22 protein-coding genes and 1 pseudogene are annotated in these 20,263 nt (G+C 35.1%); 22 read left to right on the top strand and 1 reads right to left on the bottom strand.

The features are described from left to right. Window positions 1-17: 17 nt before the first annotated feature. The 9 genes and pseudogenes from atpE to ACZ9HT_RS15075 all read left to right on the top strand — a co-directional run bounded on the left by atpE (window position 18) and on the right by ACZ9HT_RS15075 (window position 6,888). Window positions 18-215 carry an ATP synthase F0 subunit C gene (gene atpE, locus ACZ9HT_RS15115; RefSeq protein WP_027377418.1) on the top strand — a complete coding sequence of 66 codons (198 nt, stop codon included), beginning with the start codon at window positions 18-20 and terminating at the stop codon, window positions 213-215. Between the two features lie 102 nt (window positions 216-317). Then, entirely contained in the window at window positions 318-815 is a 498-nt protein-coding gene (gene atpF / locus ACZ9HT_RS15110) for a F0F1 ATP synthase subunit B (protein WP_476041329.1), read from the top strand. A gap of 1 nt (window position 816) precedes the next feature. Continuing rightward, on the top strand, window positions 817-1,356 hold the full coding sequence (gene atpH, locus ACZ9HT_RS15105) for an ATP synthase F1 subunit delta (protein ID WP_476041328.1): 540 nt from the start codon (window positions 817-819) through the stop codon (window positions 1,354-1,356). Between the two features lie 18 nt (window positions 1,357-1,374). Next, entirely contained in the window at window positions 1,375-2,952 is a 1,578-nt protein-coding gene (gene atpA / locus ACZ9HT_RS15100) for a F0F1 ATP synthase subunit alpha (RefSeq protein ID WP_476041327.1), read from the top strand. 70 nt (window positions 2,953-3,022) lie between these two features. After that, window positions 3,023-3,880 carry an ATP synthase F1 subunit gamma gene (atpG, locus tag ACZ9HT_RS15095; protein ID WP_476041326.1) on the top strand — a complete coding sequence of 286 codons (858 nt, stop codon included), beginning with the start codon at window positions 3,023-3,025 and terminating at the stop codon, window positions 3,878-3,880. A gap of 250 nt (window positions 3,881-4,130) precedes the next feature. Beyond that, window positions 4,131-4,316, top strand: a pseudogene (locus tag ACZ9HT_RS15090) (T9SS type A sorting domain-containing protein); the annotation flags it as partial. A gap of 150 nt (window positions 4,317-4,466) precedes the next feature. Then, window positions 4,467-5,825, top strand: a complete 1,359-nt coding sequence (locus ACZ9HT_RS15085; RefSeq protein WP_476041325.1) for a hemolysin family protein — start codon at window positions 4,467-4,469, stop codon at window positions 5,823-5,825. A 47-nt stretch (window positions 5,826-5,872) separates the two neighbouring features. After that, window positions 5,873-6,181, top strand: coding sequence for an ATP-dependent Clp protease adaptor ClpS (locus tag ACZ9HT_RS15080; RefSeq protein ID WP_476041324.1), 309 nt, complete (start codon window positions 5,873-5,875; stop codon window positions 6,179-6,181). 41 nt (window positions 6,182-6,222) lie between these two features. After that, window positions 6,223-6,888 (top strand): rhomboid family intramembrane serine protease, encoded by a 666-nt coding sequence (locus ACZ9HT_RS15075; RefSeq protein WP_476041323.1) that lies wholly within the window; start codon window positions 6,223-6,225, stop codon window positions 6,886-6,888. Between the two features lie 410 nt (window positions 6,889-7,298). Here ACZ9HT_RS15075 and prmC read toward each other — a convergent pair whose 3' ends face one another. Further along, complete coding sequence (gene prmC, locus ACZ9HT_RS15070; protein ID WP_476041322.1) at window positions 7,299-8,147, bottom strand: peptide chain release factor N(5)-glutamine methyltransferase; 849 nt, start codon at window positions 8,145-8,147, stop codon at window positions 7,299-7,301. 153 nt (window positions 8,148-8,300) lie between these two features. Here prmC and ACZ9HT_RS15065 point away from each other — a divergent pair, with 153 nt between their 5' ends. From ACZ9HT_RS15065 to hisA, 13 genes are all read left to right on the top strand, one after another. Next, window positions 8,301-8,837: a C40 family peptidase gene (locus ACZ9HT_RS15065; RefSeq protein ID WP_476041321.1), complete on the top strand. Its 537-nt coding sequence runs from the start codon at window positions 8,301-8,303 to the stop codon at window positions 8,835-8,837. A 55-nt stretch (window positions 8,838-8,892) separates the two neighbouring features. After that, a complete protein-coding gene (locus ACZ9HT_RS15060) occupies window positions 8,893-9,702 on the top strand; it encodes a 2,3,4,5-tetrahydropyridine-2,6-dicarboxylate N-succinyltransferase (RefSeq protein ID WP_476041320.1) in 810 nt (269 codons plus the stop codon). 17 nt (window positions 9,703-9,719) lie between these two features. After that, a complete protein-coding gene (locus ACZ9HT_RS15055) occupies window positions 9,720-10,889 on the top strand; it encodes a glycosyltransferase family 87 protein (RefSeq protein WP_476041319.1) in 1,170 nt (389 codons plus the stop codon). Window positions 10,890-10,893: 4 nt separating this feature from the next. Further along, on the top strand, window positions 10,894-11,823 hold the full coding sequence (locus ACZ9HT_RS15050) for a glycosyltransferase family 2 protein (protein WP_476041318.1): 930 nt from the start codon (window positions 10,894-10,896) through the stop codon (window positions 11,821-11,823). Between the two features lie 2 nt (window positions 11,824-11,825). After that, a complete protein-coding gene (locus ACZ9HT_RS15045) occupies window positions 11,826-12,602 on the top strand; it encodes a polysaccharide deacetylase family protein (protein WP_476041317.1) in 777 nt (258 codons plus the stop codon). Further along, window positions 12,599-13,702, top strand: a complete 1,104-nt coding sequence (locus ACZ9HT_RS15040) for a glycosyltransferase family 4 protein (protein ID WP_476041316.1) — start codon at window positions 12,599-12,601, stop codon at window positions 13,700-13,702. The genes ACZ9HT_RS15045 and ACZ9HT_RS15040 overlap by 4 nt, the downstream gene beginning before the upstream one ends. 36 nt (window positions 13,703-13,738) lie before the next feature. Beyond that, window positions 13,739-14,005, top strand: coding sequence for a hypothetical protein (locus ACZ9HT_RS15035; protein WP_476041314.1), 267 nt, complete (start codon window positions 13,739-13,741; stop codon window positions 14,003-14,005). A gap of 503 nt (window positions 14,006-14,508) precedes the next feature. Beyond that, entirely contained in the window at window positions 14,509-15,366 is an 858-nt protein-coding gene (hisG, locus tag ACZ9HT_RS15030) for an ATP phosphoribosyltransferase (RefSeq protein WP_476041313.1), read from the top strand. Window positions 15,367-15,377: 11 nt separating this feature from the next. Then, window positions 15,378-16,673, top strand: coding sequence for a histidinol dehydrogenase (gene hisD, locus ACZ9HT_RS15025; protein WP_476041312.1), 1,296 nt, complete (start codon window positions 15,378-15,380; stop codon window positions 16,671-16,673). After that, window positions 16,663-17,685: a histidinol-phosphate transaminase gene (gene hisC / locus ACZ9HT_RS15020; protein ID WP_476041311.1), complete on the top strand. Its 1,023-nt coding sequence runs from the start codon at window positions 16,663-16,665 to the stop codon at window positions 17,683-17,685. The genes hisD and hisC overlap by 11 nt, the downstream gene beginning before the upstream one ends. A gap of 3 nt (window positions 17,686-17,688) precedes the next feature. Next, on the top strand, window positions 17,689-18,783 hold the full coding sequence (gene hisB, locus ACZ9HT_RS15015; RefSeq protein WP_476041310.1) for a bifunctional histidinol-phosphatase/imidazoleglycerol-phosphate dehydratase HisB: 1,095 nt from the start codon (window positions 17,689-17,691) through the stop codon (window positions 18,781-18,783). Continuing rightward, entirely contained in the window at window positions 18,780-19,361 is a 582-nt protein-coding gene (gene hisH, locus ACZ9HT_RS15010) for an imidazole glycerol phosphate synthase subunit HisH (RefSeq protein ID WP_476041309.1), read from the top strand. The genes hisB and hisH overlap by 4 nt, the downstream gene beginning before the upstream one ends. 188 nt (window positions 19,362-19,549) lie before the next feature. Beyond that, complete coding sequence (hisA, locus tag ACZ9HT_RS15005; protein WP_476041308.1) at window positions 19,550-20,263, top strand: 1-(5-phosphoribosyl)-5-[(5-phosphoribosylamino)methylideneamino]imidazole-4-carboxamide isomerase; 714 nt, start codon at window positions 19,550-19,552, stop codon at window positions 20,261-20,263.

The raw sequence follows: 20,263 nt of genomic DNA, 5'->3' as shown, positions 1-20,263 counted from the left end.
TTTTTAAAATTTATATTATGCAAGAAATGCCAAAAATCATCGGTGCAGGTTTAGTAGTAATCGGAACAGGTATCGGTATCGGTAAAATCGGAGCTGCTGCTTTGGAAGGAATGGCTAGACAACCAGAACAAGCTGGTAAACTTCAAACAGCGATGTTGATCGCTGCAGCTCTTGTAGAAGGAGTTGCTTTTGCTGCATTATTCGCAGTAAACTAAGAAGTTTCTACACAATTTATCACTTGTCGGGAACGGTTGGTTACGGCAGGTGATTTTTTAAAAAATTAAACGAATTAATTACACTATTTTATTATAACTCATATGGGATTATTAGAAAATTTTTCATCAGGTTTATTCATCATTCAGACAATCATTTTTTTGATCTTACTTTTAGTTTTAAGAAAGTTTGCCTGGAAACCGATTATGGATGCTGTTAACGAAAGAGAAGTGACCATTGTAGATTCTTTGAACCAAGCTAAATTGGCAAAGCAGGAAGTTTTAAATTTAAAAGCAGAAAACGAAGTAATTATCCGTGAAGCGAAAGTAGAACGTGATAACATTTTAAAAGAAGCCAGAGAAATTAAAGACAGAATCGTTGGTGAAGCAAAAGAATTGGCACAAACAGAAGGTGATAAAATGATTGAGCAGGCAAGACAGTCTATTCAGGCTGAGAAAGCTTCTGCAATGTCTGAAATCAAAAACCAGATTAGTACTTTATCTGTCAACATCGCAGAAAGAATTTTGCAACAGAGATTAGACAACGATGGTGCGCAAAATGCTTTGGTAGAAAATATGCTTAACAAATCAAACCTGAACTAAAATGCTTACAAGTAAAGTAGCAAAAAGATACGCGCAGGGTTTGCTTAATTTCACACAGGAATCTGGGAGCACTGCTTCTGTTTTCGGTGAAATGGGAGACATTGTGAAAACCATCAATAACTCTAGAGAATTGCAAAACTTTTTCAGTTCTCCGATCATCGATGTAAAGAAAAAAATTAGTATTGCGTTGGAAATTTTTAAAAGTTTTTCTCCGGTTTCTCAGAATATGATCACCATGGTCATTAAACACGGTAGAGAAAGCCAAATGCAGAATATTGCTCAGGAATTTGTGAACAAAGTAGAGGATTTAAATGGAGTTCAAAGAATTACTTTAACTGCTGCAACTTCACTTTCTCAGGAAAATATTCAAAATATTTTAAAATCGTCAGCTTTGGTAAATCATGACAATAAATTTGACGTGAAAACCATTATTAAGCCTAATATCTTAGGAGGTTATATTTTGAGAGTGGGTGATCAGCAGATTGATGCTTCGGTAAAATCTAAACTGACTCAACTTCAAAAAGAATTTCAATTAAATTAAGACAAAAACAACCATAAAATGGCAGAAATAAATCCGGCAGAAGTATCTGCAATTCTTAAACAACAGTTAGCAAACTTTGATACACACGCAAATGTGGAAGAAGTAGGAACTGTATTGACTATAGGTGATGGTATCGCTTTGGTGTACGGTTTAGAAAATGTTCAGTACGGTGAATTGGTAAAATTCCAAAGCGGTATTGAAGGAATCGTTCTTAATCTTGCAGAAGATAATGTTGGAGTTGCACTTTTGGGCGAGTCTAAATTGGTGAAAGAAGGAGATACGGTGAACAGAACCAAAAGAATTTCTTCTATTAAAGTAGGAGAAGGAATGTTGGGTAGAGTAGTTGATACTCTTGGGAATCCTATCGATGGTAAAGGTCCTATCACCGGTGAATTATATGAATTGCCTTTGGAAAGAAAAGCTCCGGGAGTAATTTTCCGTCAGCCTGTTACAGAGCCACTTCAAACGGGTATCGTAGCAATTGACTCTATGATTCCGATCGGAAGAGGACAAAGAGAGTTGATCATCGGTGACCGTCAAACTGGTAAAACAGTGGTTGCGATTGATACGATTTTGAATCAAAAAGAATTTTATGATGCGGGTGAACCTGTATTCTGTATATATGTAGCGATTGGGCAAAAAGGTTCAACCGTTGCACAAATTGTAAAAACGTTAACGGATAAAGGAGCAATGGCTTACACAGTTGTTGTTGCAGCAAATGCTTCTGATCCAACTCCAATGCAGGTTTACGCGCCAATGGCGGGTGCTGCAATCGGTGAGTTTTTCCGTGACACTGGTAGACCGGCTTTAATCATTTATGATGATTTATCGAAACAAGCTGTTGCTTACCGTGAACTTTCTTTGTTATTAAGAAGACCACCGGGTCGTGAAGCGTATCCAGGAGATGTATTTTACCTTCACTCCAGATTATTAGAGCGTGCTGCAAAAGTGATCAAAGATGACAAAATTGCTTCTCAAATGAACGATTTACCGGAAGCTTTGAAACCTATTGTAAAAGGTGGCGGTTCATTAACTGCGCTTCCAATTATTGAAACTCAAGCAGGTGACGTTTCTGCATATATCCCTACAAACGTAATTTCGATTACAGATGGTCAGATTTTCTTGGAAACAGATTTGTTTAACTCAGGAGTTCGTCCGGCGATCAACGTAGGTATTTCTGTATCCCGTGTTGGAGGAAATGCTCAGATTAAAGCGATGAAAAAAGTTTCAGGTACTTTGAAATTAGATCAGGCTCAGTATAAAGAATTAGAAGCATTTGCTAAATTCGGTTCTGATCTAGATGCTTCTACACAAGCAGTAATTTCGAAAGGGGAAAGAAACGTAGAGATCTTGAAACAGCCGGTAAATTCACCACTTCCTGTAGATTCTCAGGTTGCAATGATTTACGCCGGAACTGAAAATCTTTTGAGAAATATTCCTATTAGCAAAGTAAAAGAATTCCAAAAAGAATACGTTGCTTTCTTAAGATCAAAACATCCTGAAACAATGGCAGCCATTAAAACAGGGAAAATTGATGACAATATTACAGGAGTTCTAAAACAGGCAGCTGCTGAATTAGCTTCTAAATACAACTAAAAACATTTAATTTTCAGTATTCATTATTTCGGTTTTGAATACTGAATTTTTTAAACTTTGAATTCAAAGAATGGCAAATTTAAAGGAAATACGGGCAAGAATTACTTCGATCTCTTCCACAATGCAAATTACGAGTGCGATGAAAATGGTTTCGGCAGCGAAACTAAAGAAAGCAACCGACGCCATTGTGATGTTGAGACCATACTCCGAAAAACTGCAGGAAATCATCGAAAACGTAAGTTCCACTACAGATCTGGAAGGCGTTTCTATGTATACTGCGCAAAGAGAGGTGAAAAAAGTGCTTTATATTGTAGTAACTTCAAACAAAGGTTTGGCCGGTGCATTCAACTCTTCTGTAATTAAAGAATTGAATACTGCCATTAGCAATACTAATCACGAAGTTGAAATTCTTTCGGTTGGTAAAAAAGTATATGATGCGGTTAGAAGAAACCAAAAGGTGTACGATAACCAAAGTGCAATTTTTGATTCGATGAGTTTTCAGGGCGTTTCTAATTTTATGGAAAACGTGATGAATGATTACAGAGAAGGACAATTTGATAAAGTTTTTGTCATCTACAATAAGTTTATTAACGCGGCAACGCAGGAAGTTCACTCAGAGCAGGTTTTACCAATTGCTTTTGCTGAAAAAGAAGGCGCCGGGAACACTGATTATATTTTTGAGCCTAATGCAGGAGAAATCCTAAATGTATTAATGCCAAAGTCGATTAAAACACAGGTCTACAAAGCAATTCTTGATTCTGTTGCCTCTGAGCACGGAGCGAGAATGACTGCGATGCACAAAGCGACAGATAATGCTGAAGCCTTAAGAAGTGATCTGAAGATATTCTATAATAAAGCCCGTCAAGCTGCAATTACCAATGAAATTTTGGAAATTGTAGGAGGAGCGGAAGCTTTGAAGAATTCTTAAAAAAAAGATTTCTAAATAATATAAAAGACTGTGATTTTTCACAGTCTTTTTTGATTTAACTGTATTGCGTGATATCACTTATTGATAAAAGGTTATTACATGAATTGAGCCTTGTGTTATACTTCTAATTTTATGGCGAATTATCGTTGGAGGTGGAGTTTTATTAAAATCAAACGAAGGAGGTGTTTTTAGTAACGATATTTCTTTACAACAAAACCCAGTTTAAGACGACCTCAAATTAAATGTTCAAAAATATTTCAAAAATTTAGTTTTCGAAATTTACGACGCCAGCGGAAAAATCATAAAAAAAGAAAATAAGATGAATACTAAAAGTGATTTCAGTGTCGATGTCAGAACCTTATCTCCCGGAATGTATCTTATCATTTCAATTAAAAATGGCGATCGCAAACAAACTATTAAGATTTTTAAGAAGTAAGAAATTATTCTACTAATAAAGAAAGCATCGAATCATTTTCGACGCTTATTTCTTGACCACATAGATTTGAAAGTAACTTTTCCCTGTTTAAAATCAGAAATTTAATAATTAATTTTTCTCTATCTTTGCATCAAATATTTCAAAAATTAAATGGACTCAGACGTCGTCAAGCTTTTATTAGCTTTATTCTTAGTAGTACTCAATGGTTTTTTCGTAGCCGCAGAATTTTCTATCGTTAAAGTTCGTTATTCCCAAATTCAGATCAAAGCTGCCGAAGGTAATTCGATGGCAAAACAAGCGGAACATCTAATCAAACATTTAGATGAATACCTTTCTGCCACGCAGTTAGGAATTACATTAGCCTCTCTGGCTTTAGGTTGGGTGGGAGAAAGTGCCATGCATCACGTCATCGAGAAGTCCTTCCACTATTTCAATATCGCTATCGCAGATGCAACAATTACAACTGTTTCCCTCGTAATCAGTTTCTTCTTGATTACCGTAATGCACATTGTATTTGGTGAATTGATTCCGAAATCCATTGCGATCAGAAAATCTGAACAAACTGCAATGATCATCGCCATGCCTTTGCGCGTATTTTACACCGTTTTCAAACCATTTATCTGGACGATGAATCAAATGTCAAACGGTTTTTTAAGATTGGTAAAAATTCATCCCGCTTCAGAACAGGAAATCCATTCCACGGAGGAGCTTCAGCTTTTAGTAAAACAATCTGCAGATTCAGGAGAAATTGAAGAGGAGAATTACGAGATCATTAAAAATGCCTTTGATTTTACAGATCATTCAGCGAAACAAATCATGGTTCCCAGACAAAATATTTCTTCCATCGATATTGAAGATCCAGTAGAAGAAATTATCGCTATAATAATGGATGGCGGTTATTCCCGACTTCCTGTTTACAGAGATTCAATCGATAACATTATCGGGATTTTCTACGCAAAGGAAATTATTCGGGAGTATGTAAAGCGAAAAGGTGAAATCGATCATAACGATCTGCAGGAATTAATGCGCGAAGCCTTTTTTGTGGTCGGAAGTAAAAAGATCTCTGATCTGTTAAAAGTTTTTCAGCAGAAAAAACAGCATTTAGCAGTTGTTATCGATGAATTTGGTGGAACTGAAGGAATTGTTACGCTCGAAGATATCTTAGAGGAATTGGTGGGCGAAATTCAGGACGAAGAAGATGACGAAGAAAAAATTGTAGATAAAGTAGGAGAGAATATTTTCTGGGTTCAGGCGACTCAACCCTTAGATGAAATTAATGAACATTTGCCTAAATTATTCCCTTTGTCGGAAGATGGTGAATACAATACTTTAGCCGGTTATATTTTACATGAATTGGAAGATATCCCAGGCGAAAATCAGGAGTTTACAATGAACGAATATCACGTAAAGATTCTGAAAATGCAGAATAAGAGTGTCGACCTGGTAGAATTGGTTTACGAAGAACCGAATATTTCCAGTGAACTTTCTTCTGAAATGGCAGAACTTTAATTGCCTGAAAAATCAATATAACTTTTACACTTATTAAAATTCAGATTATGTTTAGTATTATTTATAATTCTAAAAATTACGATAAACCACAGCGCGAGTACGAAGAAGACGTGGCGCTGCTCGAGAAAGAAGACGAAATTTACAAAATTGTTCTCTGGAATGACGATGTAAATACCTTTGATGATGTTATTGACGCATTGGTCGAGATCTGTGAACATACTTTAGAACAGGCAGAACAGTGCACAATGCTTGTTCATTATAAGGGAAAATGCACCGTAAAAACAGGCAGTTTAGAAAAACTAAAACCCATGCACGAAAAGTTACTTTCGCGAAGTTTAACTTCAGAAATTGTTTAACTAAAGTTTCGATTTTCGAAACTTTTATTTTATAAAAAAATATGAATTCAGTCCTAATCATCGTTATTGCAGTCACTGCTATCATAAGCTATATCGCTTTTAATAATCAGGCAATTTTCGAGAAATATAAATTTAATGTTGGAGCGATCCTTCAGAATAAAGAATACGTAAGGCTTTTATCAGCGGGCTTTTTACACGCCGATTATATGCATTTACTGCTGAATATGTATGTTCTGTACATGTTCGGACAGCCAATTTTTCAGACTTTCGGCACGTTTGGTTTTATTATTATTTATTTTGGATCGATCTTGCTGGGCAATTTATTCAGCCTTTATCTTTACAAAAACCAACCTTGGTATTCGGCAATTGGTGCCAGTGGCGGGGTTTCCGGGATCATCTTTGCGAGTGTGGCGCTTTTTCCAGACATCATTAAGATCGGCATTATTTTTCTGCCCTCAGAATTAAGTTTGCCCGGTTACATTTTTGGATTTCTGTATTTTAGTTACTCGGTTTATATGATGCTAAATCCAAAGCACAATGATAATGTTGGTCACTCGGCGCATTTGGGAGGAGCATTTTTCGGTTTAGTTTACACCGTTGCACTTTTCCCTATGAAATCAATTGAGAATGCGTTTTTCTTAGGAATTATGGCTTTACCGCTGTTATACATGTCTTACATGGTTTTTATTAAAAAGAAAATTAGATAATTTTTTAGGAGCCCGAAGAGTTTTTTGCCGTTCCAACATTGTACCCGTTTTCCGTTGCAATCTTTTTAATAATTGTTTTCAACAACAATTAAAAAGGATTTCCACTTCAACCGGGGCTAGAATTTCAGGAATCTCTTCTCCGAAAATTTTCAATACTTTCCTTGCCCAAAATTTTCTGCAATAATTATAAAGATCTGTCATTCTGACTAAGAATCCCCAGTGCAGAATATTAATTAATTTATCTCAACAATTCACCTTGCGTTTCCTCCAAAATATTTACCTTCTGACTTATCGACCCTCGCTTCGCTCGCGCCTAATCTATATTACTTTCCTTCCCAAACATCCAGCATCCAGCATCCAGCATCCCGCATCTTAGCATCGAGCATCCATCATCCCGCATCCAGCACCCATCATTTCCTTCCCCAAACAAACCGATTATTCCCCGACAGATCTTTCATCAATTCGACTTCCGATAAAATATTTACAAACAATTCCCGCGTTTCTTTTCCTAATTTCTGATTAATTTCCAGAAAAACCATTCCACTTTTCGAGAGATAATTCTCGCAGTCTTTTGCGATCTTTTCGTAAAACACAAGTGCATTCTCTGTCGGAGAAAATAGCGCCATTGCAGGTTCAAATCCTTTCACCGAATTTTCAATTTCCGATTCCTCATTCATTCCAATGTAAGGTGGATTAGAAATAATGATTTCGTAAACCTGGGCTAAATTTTCTTTCAAATAATCCGCATGAATAAATTTAATCTCGACTTGATGAAAATCTGCATTTTTTTGAGCTACTTTCAAAGCATCTTCCGAATAATCGATGGCAGTAATACTCGCTTCGGGGAAATTCTTTTTCAACACGATCGGAATTATTCCGGAACCAGTTCCAATATCCAGTATTTTAAAATTTTCCTTTAATCCGGATTTTTTTATTTTTTGAATTGCGAGTTCCAAAAGCTCTTCGGTTTCCGGACGTGGAATTAGAACATGCTCATTCACAAAAAACGATAGACCGAAAAATTCAGTTTCTCCCAAAATCTGCTGAAAAGGTTTTCCTGTTTTGAGCTCAGCAATGATTGCATGTAATTTTTCAACTTGATCTGTCGAAAGGATTTCATTTAATTGCTGTCGCTGCTGAAATTTATTTTGCCCCGTTAAATTTTCAATAAAAATAGCGTAGAGTTCCGCACATTCCGAGCTGCTGTACATAGAAATTAATTCCTCAGTAAAATATTTTTTAAATACTAAAATAGTCATGTTTTTCTCCAGTTTGATAGTTTTTAAATATAAATCCTTTTTCTTTAAAAGTCAGAATAAACTTCTAAAACATTTATTAAACAAGGAAAATTTATAAAATTCTGGCCAAATGGAAATAATTTTACTATTTTTGAGAAATAGCTAAAATAAAAAATGAAAAAGTGTTTATTTACAGTACTTGCATTCCTGTTTCTAGTTTCCTGTGGAGCTTCAAAAACAGTTGTTAAAAGAACGATACCCACCAAAACCGTTGCGAAAAGTCCGGACCTTAAAACTTTGGAATCCAATTTTTCGGGTAATGTGAACGGAGACATCAAAGAAATTTTGAAAGACGCCGAAAAGTACCTCGGCGCTCCTTACAAATACGCAGGCAATACTTCTTCTGGCTTTGATTGCTCTGGTTTTACAACCAAAGTTTTCGATGAGAACAGTACTAAACTTCCACGCCGGTCTGAAGATCAGTCCAACACAGGAAAAGAAATTGCCATCAAAGAAGCGAAACCTGGCGACCTGGTATTTTTTGCAACTTCCGGCGGTAGCAGAGTTACGCATGTTGGAATTGTTCACGATATTGGCAACAGTGGTGAAGTTAAATTTATTCATGCTTCTACATCCAAAGGCGTGATCATTTCTTCGCTCAACGAAAAATACTGGAACAAAGCTTATCTTTTCGCGCGCAGAGTTTTGTAAATTTACGCCTCAAGATTATTTAAAATAGTAATCAATCATCCATCAATAAAATTATATGTTACAAGAAACGATAGAAAATATTTGGGACAACCGCGAGTTGTTGCAGAATGAAGAGAGCAAACAAGCGATCCGCGAAGTAATCCGTCAGCTGGATTTAGGCGAACTTCGGGTTGCAGAACCTACAGAAAATGGCTGGAAAGTTAATGAATGGGTGAAAAAAGCCGTTGTGATGTATTTCCCTATTCAAAAAATGGAAACCATCGAAGTTGGTCCTTTTGAATTCCATGATAAAATGCCATTGAAAAGAAATTATGCAGAAAAAGGAGTTCGTGTTGTTCCACCTGCAGTTGCACGTGAAGGCGCTTATATCGCACCCGGCGTAATTTTGATGCCGTCTTATGTTAATATCGGTGCATATGTAGATTCCGGAACGATGGTCGATACCTGGGCAACTGTTGGGAGCTGTGCACAAATTGGTAAAGATGTTCACTTAAGCGGTGGAGTTGGAATTGGCGGCGTTTTGGAACCTCTTCAAGCTGCTCCCGTAATTATTGAAGATAACGTTTTCATAGGTTCCAGATGTATTGTTGTGGAAGGAGTTTACGTAGAAAAAGAAGCGGTTTTAGGAGCAAATGTCGTTTTAACTGCCTCCACAAAAATCATCGACGTTACCGGCGGTACTCCAGTCGAAATGAAAGGGCGCGTTCCTTCCAGATCTGTTGTGATTCCTGGAAGTTATACCAAGAAATATCCAGCCGGAGAATATCAGGTCCCATGTGCTTTGATCATTGGACAAAGAAAAGAATCTACAGATAAAAAAACCTCGCTTAACGACGCGTTGCGAGAGAATAACGTTTCCGTTTAGATTTTTTATCTCCACCATTGAAAGATAAATTCTTAAAATTCATATCAAATCCCAAATATATTTTTGGGATTTATTTGCTTGTTTCTATTTTATCTGCCATTGCAAAGTATCGCGGCGGACCTTTAAAATATAACAATTATCTGATCTTCAAAAACGTTTTTTTCAATACGTTGCATGAAAAAAACATCTATCTTTTATATCCTGATTTTCATTTCGACTCAAATCATTACGGCGTATTTTTTAGCGTACTCATCGCGCCCTTCGCTCTTTTACCGGATTGGTTCGGCATGGTTTTATGGAATATTGCGAACACTTTAATTTTTCTTTTTGCCATTCATAAACTTCCATTTTCAAATGCGAAAAAAGCTTTTTTTGCCTGGTTATGTTTGCAGGAATTTATCACGGCGGCAGTAAGTTTACAGTTCAATATTGCCTTAACAGGACTTTTAATATTGTCTGCTGTTTATATTTACGAACGAAAAGAAACGCAGTCAGCGATATCTATTATGATTGGTTTTTTTGTGAAATTATACGGAATTGCAGGACTTTCGGCCTTCTTCTTTGTAAAAAATAAACTAAAATTTATCTTAGCTTTAATTGGCTTTGGAGTGCTGTTTTTAATTTTACCAATGTTGTTTTCCAGTCCACATTTTGGGATCCAATCTTACGCAGACTGGTTCCAGTCTCTGTCCGAAAAAAATGCTGCAAATCAGGTTTTAGGGAATCGTCAGGATTTTTCATTAATGGGAATTGTAAGAAGAGTTTTGGGCGATGCCTCCATTTCGAATCTTATCTTTTTAATTCCCGGATTGGCAGTTTTTGCTTTACCTTATTTACGAATTAAACAGTTTAAAAATCTTTCCTTTCAATTAATGATCTTAGCTTCAACGCTTCTATTCATCGTGCTTTTTAGTTCGGGATCCGAATCACCAACCTACATTATTGCGGTTGCTGGAGTGATGATTTGGTTCATTATGCAGAAAGAAAAAACACCCTTAATTGTCGGTTTATTAATTTTTGTCATCATTTTAACTTGCTTTTCATTTTCGGATCTATTTCCCAAATTTATTAAAGATAATTATATCATTAAATATTCCTTAAAAGCCTTACCTTGTTGTTTCGTTTGGTTTAGAGTGATTTACGAATTGCTGACCAAAGACTTCGAAAAAGATTATAAATTAGATTAATTCTGTGAAAAAAATTTCCATCGTCATTCCTGCACATAACGAAGAGGATAATGTCGCTTTGATCCATCAGAGAATTAAAGAAGTCTTCTCGCGTTTAGAGAATTATCGTTTTGAGATTATTTTTGTGAACGACGGAAGCCGCGATCAGACTCAGGCAAAAATTGAAAATCTGGCGAAACAGTTTGACGAAGTAAAATTTCTTGAATTTTCCCGTAATTTCGGTCATCAACCTGCCGTGAAAGCTGGTATGGATTTCTCCAGTGGAAATGCGGTCATTTCTATGGATGCAGATCTGCAGCATCCGCCTGAACTCATTCCCCAAATGATTAAAAAGTGGGAAGAAGGTTTTGACATTGTCTACACGATTCGCAAATATCCGAAGCAAATTTCTACTTTTAAAAAGCAAACTTCCTCTCTTTTCTATAGATTTTTATCGAAAATTTCCGACGTTAATTTGAGTGAAGGTGGCGGCTCTGATTTTAGATTGATGGATTCATCTGTGATCGAAGTCATGCGAACCATGAACGAATCCGACATATTTCTTCGGGGATTATCAAACTGGATGGGATTCAGGCAAACCGGAATTCATTTTACAGCAGGAGAAAGAGCATCGGGTGAAAGCAGTTACAATCTGCAAAAAATGATGCGTTTTGCTTTTACTGGAATCACAGCATTTAGTGTGAAGCCGCTTTATTTAGCTGCTTATCTTGGATTTATTTTCTCTGCGATCGCTATTCTAGGCTATGGAATTTACGTTATTCATTCCTTTATGGCACAAACAGAAATTTCTGGTTGGGCTTCTCTAATAATGACGGTCGTTTTTTTCGGCGGCTTACAACTGATCATTCTGGGAATTATCGGAATTTATTTAGGTAAAATTTTTAAGCAGGTAAAAGAACGTCCGAATTATATTATTCGTTCCAAAAATTTTTAACAATGGTTTTACTGAGTTTTGATATTGAAGAATTTGATATGCCTTTCGAATACAAAGGCGAAATTTCCTTTGAAGACCAGATTGCCATTTCCCGAAAAGGTTTGCAGAATATTTTAGTACTTTTGAGAAAACATGGTGCAAAAGCAACTTTTTTTTCAACCGTAATTTTTGCCGAAAATAATAAGGATTTAATTACTGAACTTTTAAATGAAGGTCATGAATTGGCTTCTCATACTTGGTTTCATTCAAAATTTGAAGTGGAAGATTTAAAGAAGTCGCGGAAAAAATTAATGGAACTTTTTAATACAAATATCACTGGCTTACGAATGCCAAGAATGATGGAAGTTGATCCCAATGAAGTTGAAAAAGCAGGATATTCCTATAATTCCTCCGTTAATCCTACATTTCTTCCGGGACGGTATAATAATCTGAAAGTTTCCCGAACCTATTTTAAGGACGGAAATGTGATGCAGATTCCGGCTTCGGTTTCTCCAAATTTTCGAATTCCCCTATTTTGGTTGAGTTTTCATAATTTCCCCCTCAGTTTCTACAAAAAGCTCGCAAAAGATGTTCTGAAAAAAGATAATTATCTCAACGTTTATTTTCATCCCTGGGAATTTGCAGATATTAAAAATGATGCATTTAAACTGCCGGCTTTCACGACCAAAAAATCAGGTAAAGAAATGGTTCAAAGGTTTGATGATTTTTTACTTTGGTTAAAGACTTCTGGCTATGAATTTGGCACTTTTCAACAATTTCAAAAAAGTCTAAACTCATGAAAATTGCTTATGATGGAAAACGTTTTTTCAATAACAGTTCTGGTTTAGGCAACTATTCGAGAGATCTGGTGCGTGTTTTAGCTACTCATTTTCCGGAAAATAAATATGTACTTTTTAATAAAGAAAAGTCTGATAAAGGAAAGGAAATTTTGAATTTGACTAACGTTTCTTTTGAGCAAACTTCGAAAGGAAATTTGTCCCGTCAATTCAAAATGGGTAAGGATGCACAGAATTTAGATGCTGATATTTTCCACGGACTTTCCGGCGAATTGCCTTTAAAATGGAATGAGAAATCCATTAAAAAAGTGGTTACAATCCATGATTTAATCTTCATGAGATTTCCCCAATATTACTCATTCTTCGACCGTAAAATTCATTTCTGGAAATTTAAAAAAGCCGCTGAACAGGCGGATTTAATTATCGCGATTTCTGAACAGACAAAACGCGATATCATTCAATTTCTAAAAGTTCCGGAAGAGAAAGTAAAAGTCGTTTACCAAGGTTGTCACAAAGCTTTTAAAGAAGTTCAGAGCGAAGAATTCTTAGCTTCAGTTAAAGAAAAATTTAATCTTCCGGAAAGATTTATTTTGAATGTCGGAACCATCGAAGAACGAAAAAATGTGTTGAATATCGTAAAAGCGATTAATGGAACAAAAATTCCTTTGGTTGTCATCGGTAAAAAAACAAAGTACTTCAACAAAGTTCGAAAATTTATTAACAAAAACAAGTTAGAAAGTCAAGTCTATTTTTTAGAGAATGTTTCTATGGAAGAGCTTGCCGCGATTTATAAACTCGCAGATATTTTTGTTTATCCAAGTTTTTTCGAAGGTTTCGGCATCCCGGTCATAGAATCATTATTTTCGAAAACGGCTGTTATCACGAGCAATCTAAGCTGTCTTCCGGAAGCTGGTGGAAAAGATTCTGTTTACATTGATCCTCATAATTTCGAAGACATCAAGGCAAAGATTTTATTTCTCTGGACTAATGAATCGGAGCGAAGTCGAAGAGCTGAAAAAGGTCTGAGATTCGTTCAAAAATTTAGAGATGAGAATATAGCAGAGGAGTTGATGAGTCAATACCAAAAGTTAGTAAAATGTTAGTTTAATTAATCAGATGTTTCAAAAATTATTATCGCCATGCAGAAAATTTTAACTGTGATCTTCTCTCTTTTTACGGTGTTTTTATTAGCCCTAATTCCCCAAAAGAAAATTACAGAGAATACTCATGAAAGGCAGCTTCCCAATGATGTTTCCGAAAAATTGATTACCGAGAGCCAAAGAAATTCGAGAAATAATTCGGTAGAAAATTTAAATCAATTGAATGAAAGATTTGATTTCAATTTTGTAGAGAAGCAAAACTTAGAATCAAAATTGAATAATTTAGAAGAGAAAAAGAATACGTAGAAAGCAAATTACTGACGTCTAAATCTGAGGAACAAAGCACTAATTTTAAAGAAAAGATAGAGAAAATAAATTTTGATCTGGAGAGATTAAATGAAAGGTTGAGAAACAATGAAAAAGATTTAGTAGAACTTCAGACATTATATAGTAATCTAAAAAAGTAGTTGAGTAAAAAATAGCAGTTAAATCTGTTAGGATAGCAATTTACTTACATTCATAAGATTCAATAATCGTAATTTTAAATTTTATGCATTGTTTTTCAGCTATTTATCAGAAATTATATGTAAAAGTTTGCATGATAACTTTTTTATTAGATATATTTGCACCAGTTATTACAACATGAAAAATACAATCGCTTTATTCCATCACCATCATCTCATCTAAAGACGAGTTGATTTAATATGGTCCAAAGTGACTACAAATAATAAAAACCGTCTGAATAAGATGGTTTTTTTTTGTATACAACATAAAAAGCATTTGTTCAGACCTAATCTCAAAATTGAAACATGAACAAATTAAAAATAGCCATCCAAAAAAGCGGACGCCTAAGCGAAAAGTCCCTCGAACTTTTAAAAGAATGCGGAATTAAAATCCCTGATTTTAAAAGCAAACTCAAAAATTCAGCTACTAACTTTCCTTTAGAAATCCTTTTTCTTCGTGATGATGATATTCCGAAATATGTAGAACAAGGCATTGTCGATATTGGGATCATTGGAGAAAACGAAGTTCTGGAACAGAATAAAAATGTGGATTTGGTGCGTAAATTAGGTTTCGCCAGCTGCAGATTATCATTAGCAATTCCGAAAGATCAGGAGTACACGGACGTGAATTTCTTCCAGGGAAAGAAGATTGCCACCTCTTATCCGGCAATTGTTAAAAATTATTTTGAAAGTAAAAATATCACCGCCGAGATCGTAGAAATTTCCGGAAGTGTGGAAATTGCACCAAGCATCGGTTTAGCAGACACGATTGCAGATTTGGTAAGCTCCGGAAGCACTTTATTACACAATGGTTTAAAAGAAGTGGAGCAGGTTTTGAAAAGTGAAGCCGTTTTAATTTCCAGCCAAAATCTTCCTGATGATATTTCAATTATTCTAGAATCTTTTCTTTTCCGTATTCAAGCAGTCATTAATTCACGTGAAAATAAATACATTTTGCTCAATGCTCCGAACGATTCCATTGAAAAAATCATAGGAATTTTACCCGGAATGAAATCTCCCACTGTTTTACCTTTGGCACAAACTGGATGGAGTAGTATTCACTCTGTAGTTCGGGAAAATGAATTCTGGAAAATTATCGATGAGTTGAAAAAATTTGGTGCAGAAGGAATTTTGGTGATTCCAATTGAAAAAATGGTAATGTAATTTAAGGAAAAATGAAAAATATATCTAAATATCCAGAACGAAACTCTTGGGAAAGTTTATTACAAAGACCAACGCTTGAGAAAAAGGACTTAAGAAATACAGTTCAGGAAATTTTCTTGAAGGTTAAAAACGAAGGAGATTATGCTTTAAAAGAATTGTCGGAAAAATTTGATCAGGTTAATATTGAAAAGTTATTGGTTTCTGAAGAAGAAATAGAATTTGCGATTAATGAAGTTTCAGAAGAGTTGAAAAAGGCAATCAATCAAGCCAAAGAAAATATCTATAAATTTCACGTTGCTCAAAAAGGACAAATCGATGAAATTGAAACCACAGAAGGAGTTATTTGCTGGCGAGAATCCAGAGCGATTGAAAAAGTTGGATTGTATATTCCAGGCGGAACAGCGCCGCTTTTTTCAACGGTCTTAATGTTGGCTGTTCCCGCTCAAATTGCAGGTTGTAAAGAAGTTGTTCTTTGTACACCACCGCAAAAAGATGGTTCCATAAATCCCGCCATTTTATTTACCGCTCAATTATGTGGAGTAACAAAAATTTTCAAAGTAGGTGGAGCTCAAGCAATTGCGGCCTTAACTTTTGGAACAGAAACTATTTTAAAAGTTAATAAAATATTCGGTCCAGGAAATCAATATGTCACTCAAGCGAAACAATTGGCGATGGAATATAATGTGGCCATCGATTTACCGGCAGGACCAAGCGAAGTTTTAGTGATTGCTGATGAAACTGCAAATCCTGAATTTTGTGCCGCAGATTTACTATCTCAAGCGGAACATGGAACTGATTCTCAAGTGATTTTTATTTCGACGGATGAAATGATTTTTAATGAAACTTTAAAAGAAATTGAAAAACAATTAGCAGAACTTCCGAGAAACAAAATTGCGAAGTCAGCTTTAGAAAACAGCCGTTTTATTTTATTAAAATCGATTGATGAAGCGCTTGAAATGAGTAATTTTTACGCACCGGAACACTTAATTTTATCCGTTGAAAATGCAAGAACATATATTTCAAAAATTACCAACGCAGGATCTATTTTCCTCGGAAATTACACGCCGGAATCAGCCGGAGATTACGCCAGCGGAACCAATCATACTTTGCCAACGAACGGTTTTGCCAGAAATTATAGTGGTGTTTCTTTGGATAGTTTTATAAAGAAAATTACCATTCAGGAAATTTCAAAAACAGGAATTCAGAATATTGCAAAAACAATCGAAATCATGGCAGCTGCAGAAGGTTTAGATGCTCACAAAAATGCAGTTTCGCTTCGCTTAAAATCTTTAGAAAATGGAATTTAATTTAAATAATAGGATTCGCCCGCATTTAGCGGGAGTAAAATCTTACCAAACTTTACGCGATTCATACCTCAATAAACCTGCGATTTATCTGGATGCGAATGAAAATCCATTCGGTGAATTTAACCGATATCCGGATGGTGATCCGATTCAGTTAAAAAAGAAATTAGCCGAAATTAATCAGGCAAAAACAGAGAATTTATTCTTAGGAAATGGCAGCGACGAATTGATTGATTTGACTATGCGAATTTTCTGTGAACCAAAGAAAGATTCTATTCTGATGATGGATCCAAGTTTTGTGATGTACGAGATTTACGCCAGAATGAATAATGTTCAAGTTGAAAAACTGCAACTTAATTCAGATTTTGAATTAGAAAAGGACTCATTTTTAAATACAGCTTCTAAAAGTCAGGCTAAAGTTTTATTTCTCTGTTCACCAAATAATCCAACAGGAAATTCGATTACTGATTTAGAATTTTATATTCAAAATTTTAACGGAATTGTAGTTGTTGATGAAGCTTATATAGAGTTTTCACCTGAAATTTCTGCAGTCAGTTTATTGAATAAATATCCGAATTTAATTGTTTTAAAAACTTTATCAAAAGCTTTCGGAATGGCAGGTTTAAGAATTGGAGTTGGTTTTGCCTCAGCAGAAATTGCTAATCTTTTCATACAATTGAAACCGCCATACAACATCAGTTCGGAAAGTCAAAGATTGGCTTTGGAACAACTGAACAACGCAGAACACATTGAAAATAATATCAGATTTATTCTTGAAGAAAAGAAAAAATTGAAAGAAGGATTAGATCAAATTAATGAGGTCGTGAAAATATATCCTTCCGATGCTAATTTTTTCCTGATTGAATTTAAAGAGGCAGAACTGGTTTATCAAAAATTATTAGCAGAGAATATTTTAACTAGTTTAAGACATCCAGCCTTAAAGAATTGCCTTAGAATTAGTGTTGGAACCGCGGAAGAAAATTCCAAATTATTAAACGTTTTATCAGAACTATAAATCATGAAAAAAGTTTTATTCATCGACCGCGACGGAACTTTAATTTTAGAACCGCCTACGGATTTTCAAGTTGATTCTTTAGAGAAATTAGAGTTTTATCCAAAAGTGATTCAGAATCTAGCTAAGATCGTAAAAGAATTGGATTACGAATTAGTCATGGTCACGAATCAAGACGGTTTGGGAACGGATTCTTTTCCGGAAGAAGATTTCAGAATTCCACAGGAAAAAATGCTGAAAACTTTAGCCAATGAAAGTATTATTTTTTCAGAAATTTTAGTTGATAACAGTTTTGAATCAGAAAATTCACCCAATCGCAAACCGCGAACCGGAATGCTTCAAAAATACATTTACGGAAATTATGATCTGAAAAATTCCTTCGTCATCGGTGATCGTAAAACGGATGTTGAATTGGCGAAAAATCTCGGTACACAATCTATTTTTATTGCAGACGAACAATTAGATGAAGCGACTTTGACGACTAAAAGCTGGGATGAAATTTATCAATATTTAAAGCAAATCCCACGAAAAGCGAAAGTAAACCGTAAAACGAAGGAGACAGAAATTACGGTTGAACTCAATTTGGATGGAAGTGGAAAATCAAATATCAATACGGGTCTGGCGTTTTTCGATCACATGTTGGAACAGATCTCGAAACACGGTAATTTCGATTTAGAAGTTGTTGTTAATGGTGATTTAGAAGTTGATGAACATCACACGATTGAAGATACGGCTTTGGTTTTGGGAACCTGTTTTGAGCAAGCTTTAGGTTCAAAAAAAGGAATTGAAAGATATGCTTTTGCTCTACCTATGGATGATTGTTTAGCGCAAGTCGCTCTTGATTTTGGCGGAAGAAACTGGTTAGTTTGGAACGTCGATTTTAAAAGAGAAAGAATTGGCGATGTACCAACGGAATTGTTTCATCACTTCTTCAAATCGTTCACCGACACTGGAAAATGCAATTTGAATATTCAATGTGAAGGCGAGAATGAACACCACAAAATTGAATCGATATTTAAAGCATTTGCGAAAGTTTTACGGGATTCTGTAAAGCAGGATCAGAATAATTTTTCCATCCCAAGTACCAAAGGAATATTATGATAGCGATTATTGATTACGTTGCGGGAAATGTAAAATCCGTTGAAAACGCGGTGAGAAAATTAGGTTTTGAAACCATCATCACTTCAGATTTTGAAGAAATTAGAAATGCCGTAAAAGTGATTTTTCCTGGAGTTGGAGAAGCTTCGACAGCGATGAGTTATTTGAAATCTTTAAAATTAGATCAACTAATTCCAACTTTAAAGCAACCTTTTTTAGGAATTTGTTTGGGACAACAATTATTATGTGATTTTTCCGAAGAAGGGAATACAAAATGTCTCGGAATTTTTGATTTGAAAGTAAAGCAATTTCCAGCGACAGACATTGTTCCGCACATGGGTTGGAATAATTTACAAAAAACGCAAGGACCTCTTTTTCACGGAATTTCAGAAGATGATAATTTCTATTTTGTGCACAGTTATTATTGTGAAGTAGGAGAAAACACCACTTCTGAATGCGATTACATTTTACCTTTCAGTGCGACTTTACAGAAAGATAATTTTTATGGAACGCAGTTTCACCCAGAAAAATCTGGTGATGTTGGATCCAAAATTCTTCAAAACTTTTTAAAACTAATATAATTTAAACACATTAGTCACATTAGAGTTGATGAAAATATTGCTTATAAAAGTTCACATAAGTTTCTAAAATCCAAGATTTTCAGCTTTGTGTTCTAAAATTTTTCAAAATAAGAACTAATTCTTATGTAACTAATGTGTTTTATGAAAACTGTAAAAAAGCCCTAAAACTGTTAAAAAAAAAATAGAAAATGAAAATAATTCCTGCTATAGATATCATCGACGGAAAATGTGTTCGACTTTCAAAAGGTGATTATCATACGAAGAAAATCTATCACGAAAATCCTTTAGACATTGCGAAAGAATATGAAGCCAACGGAATCCAATATTTGCACTTAGTCGATTTGGATGGTGCAAAAGCGAAAACAATTAAAAATTTGAAAACTTTAGAGATCCTCGCATCTGAAACAAATTTAATCATCGATTTCGGTGGTGGAATAAAAACCCGTGAAAGTTTAGAAAGTGCTTTTAACTCCGGAGCCAATCAAGTAACAATTGGCAGTATCGCTGTCGAAAATCCAGAATTGTGTGAAGAATGGATCAAGGAATTTGGTGCGGAAAAATTAATTTTAGGCGCAGATTGTTTGGACCGAAAAGTGAAAACTTCCGGTTGGTTAGAAAACTCAAATCTTGATGTGATTGCCTTTATTCAATCCTATCAAAAGGAAGGAATTAAGGATGTGATTTGTACCGATATTTCCAAAGACGGAATGTTAGAAGGACCTTCATTTGAATTGTATCAAGAAATTTTAAAGGAAAGTGAAGTTTCATTAATCGCAAGTGGCGGAATTTCTTCCATTCAGGATTTGGAGGATTTAAAAGAACTCGGTTGTTCCGGAGCAATCATTGGAAAAGCTTTATACGAAGGAAAAATTACTTTAAAAGAACTTCAAAAATTTTTATAG

The sequence above is a fragment of the Chryseobacterium sp. UYP7 genome (assembly GCF_056279225.1).
Note: the sequence above shows the minus strand (reverse complement) of the source record. Positions and strands in the feature narration are given on the sequence as shown.

Excerpts from the sequence above, each read along its gene's own strand:
- ACZ9HT_RS15085 (WP_476041325.1), top strand. The coding sequence starts at position 4,467 with ATGGACTCAGACGTCGTCAAGCTTTTATTAGCTTTATTCTTAGTAGTA.
- ACZ9HT_RS15060 (WP_476041320.1), top strand. The coding sequence starts at position 8,893 with ATGTTACAAGAAACGATAGAAAATATTTGGGACAACCGCGAGTTGTTG.
- ACZ9HT_RS15040 (WP_476041316.1), top strand. The coding sequence starts at position 12,599 with ATGAAAATTGCTTATGATGGAAAACGTTTTTTCAATAACAGTTCTGGT.
- atpG (WP_476041326.1), top strand. The coding sequence starts at position 3,023 with ATGGCAAATTTAAAGGAAATACGGGCAAGAATTACTTCGATCTCTTCC.
- ACZ9HT_RS15035 (WP_476041314.1), top strand. The coding sequence starts at position 13,739 with ATGCAGAAAATTTTAACTGTGATCTTCTCTCTTTTTACGGTGTTTTTA.
- ACZ9HT_RS15065 (WP_476041321.1), top strand. The coding sequence starts at position 8,301 with ATGAAAAAGTGTTTATTTACAGTACTTGCATTCCTGTTTCTAGTTTCC.
- hisG (WP_476041313.1), top strand. The coding sequence starts at position 14,509 with ATGAACAAATTAAAAATAGCCATCCAAAAAAGCGGACGCCTAAGCGAA.
- hisH (WP_476041309.1), top strand. The coding sequence starts at position 18,780 with ATGATAGCGATTATTGATTACGTTGCGGGAAATGTAAAATCCGTTGAA.
- ACZ9HT_RS15045 (WP_476041317.1), top strand. The coding sequence starts at position 11,826 with ATGGTTTTACTGAGTTTTGATATTGAAGAATTTGATATGCCTTTCGAA.
- hisD (WP_476041312.1), top strand. The coding sequence starts at position 15,378 with ATGAAAAATATATCTAAATATCCAGAACGAAACTCTTGGGAAAGTTTA.
- prmC (WP_476041322.1), bottom strand. The coding sequence starts at position 8,147 with ATGACTATTTTAGTATTTAAAAAATATTTTACTGAGGAATTAATTTCT.
- atpF (WP_476041329.1), top strand. The coding sequence starts at position 318 with ATGGGATTATTAGAAAATTTTTCATCAGGTTTATTCATCATTCAGACA.
- atpA (WP_476041327.1), top strand. The coding sequence starts at position 1,375 with ATGGCAGAAATAAATCCGGCAGAAGTATCTGCAATTCTTAAACAACAG.
- hisB (WP_476041310.1), top strand. The coding sequence starts at position 17,689 with ATGAAAAAAGTTTTATTCATCGACCGCGACGGAACTTTAATTTTAGAA.
- ACZ9HT_RS15080 (WP_476041324.1), top strand. The coding sequence starts at position 5,873 with ATGTTTAGTATTATTTATAATTCTAAAAATTACGATAAACCACAGCGC.
- hisA (WP_476041308.1), top strand. The coding sequence starts at position 19,550 with ATGAAAATAATTCCTGCTATAGATATCATCGACGGAAAATGTGTTCGA.
- hisC (WP_476041311.1), top strand. The coding sequence starts at position 16,663 with ATGGAATTTAATTTAAATAATAGGATTCGCCCGCATTTAGCGGGAGTA.
- atpE (WP_027377418.1), top strand. The coding sequence starts at position 18 with ATGCAAGAAATGCCAAAAATCATCGGTGCAGGTTTAGTAGTAATCGGA.
- ACZ9HT_RS15075 (WP_476041323.1), top strand. The coding sequence starts at position 6,223 with ATGAATTCAGTCCTAATCATCGTTATTGCAGTCACTGCTATCATAAGC.
- atpH (WP_476041328.1), top strand. The coding sequence starts at position 817 with ATGCTTACAAGTAAAGTAGCAAAAAGATACGCGCAGGGTTTGCTTAAT.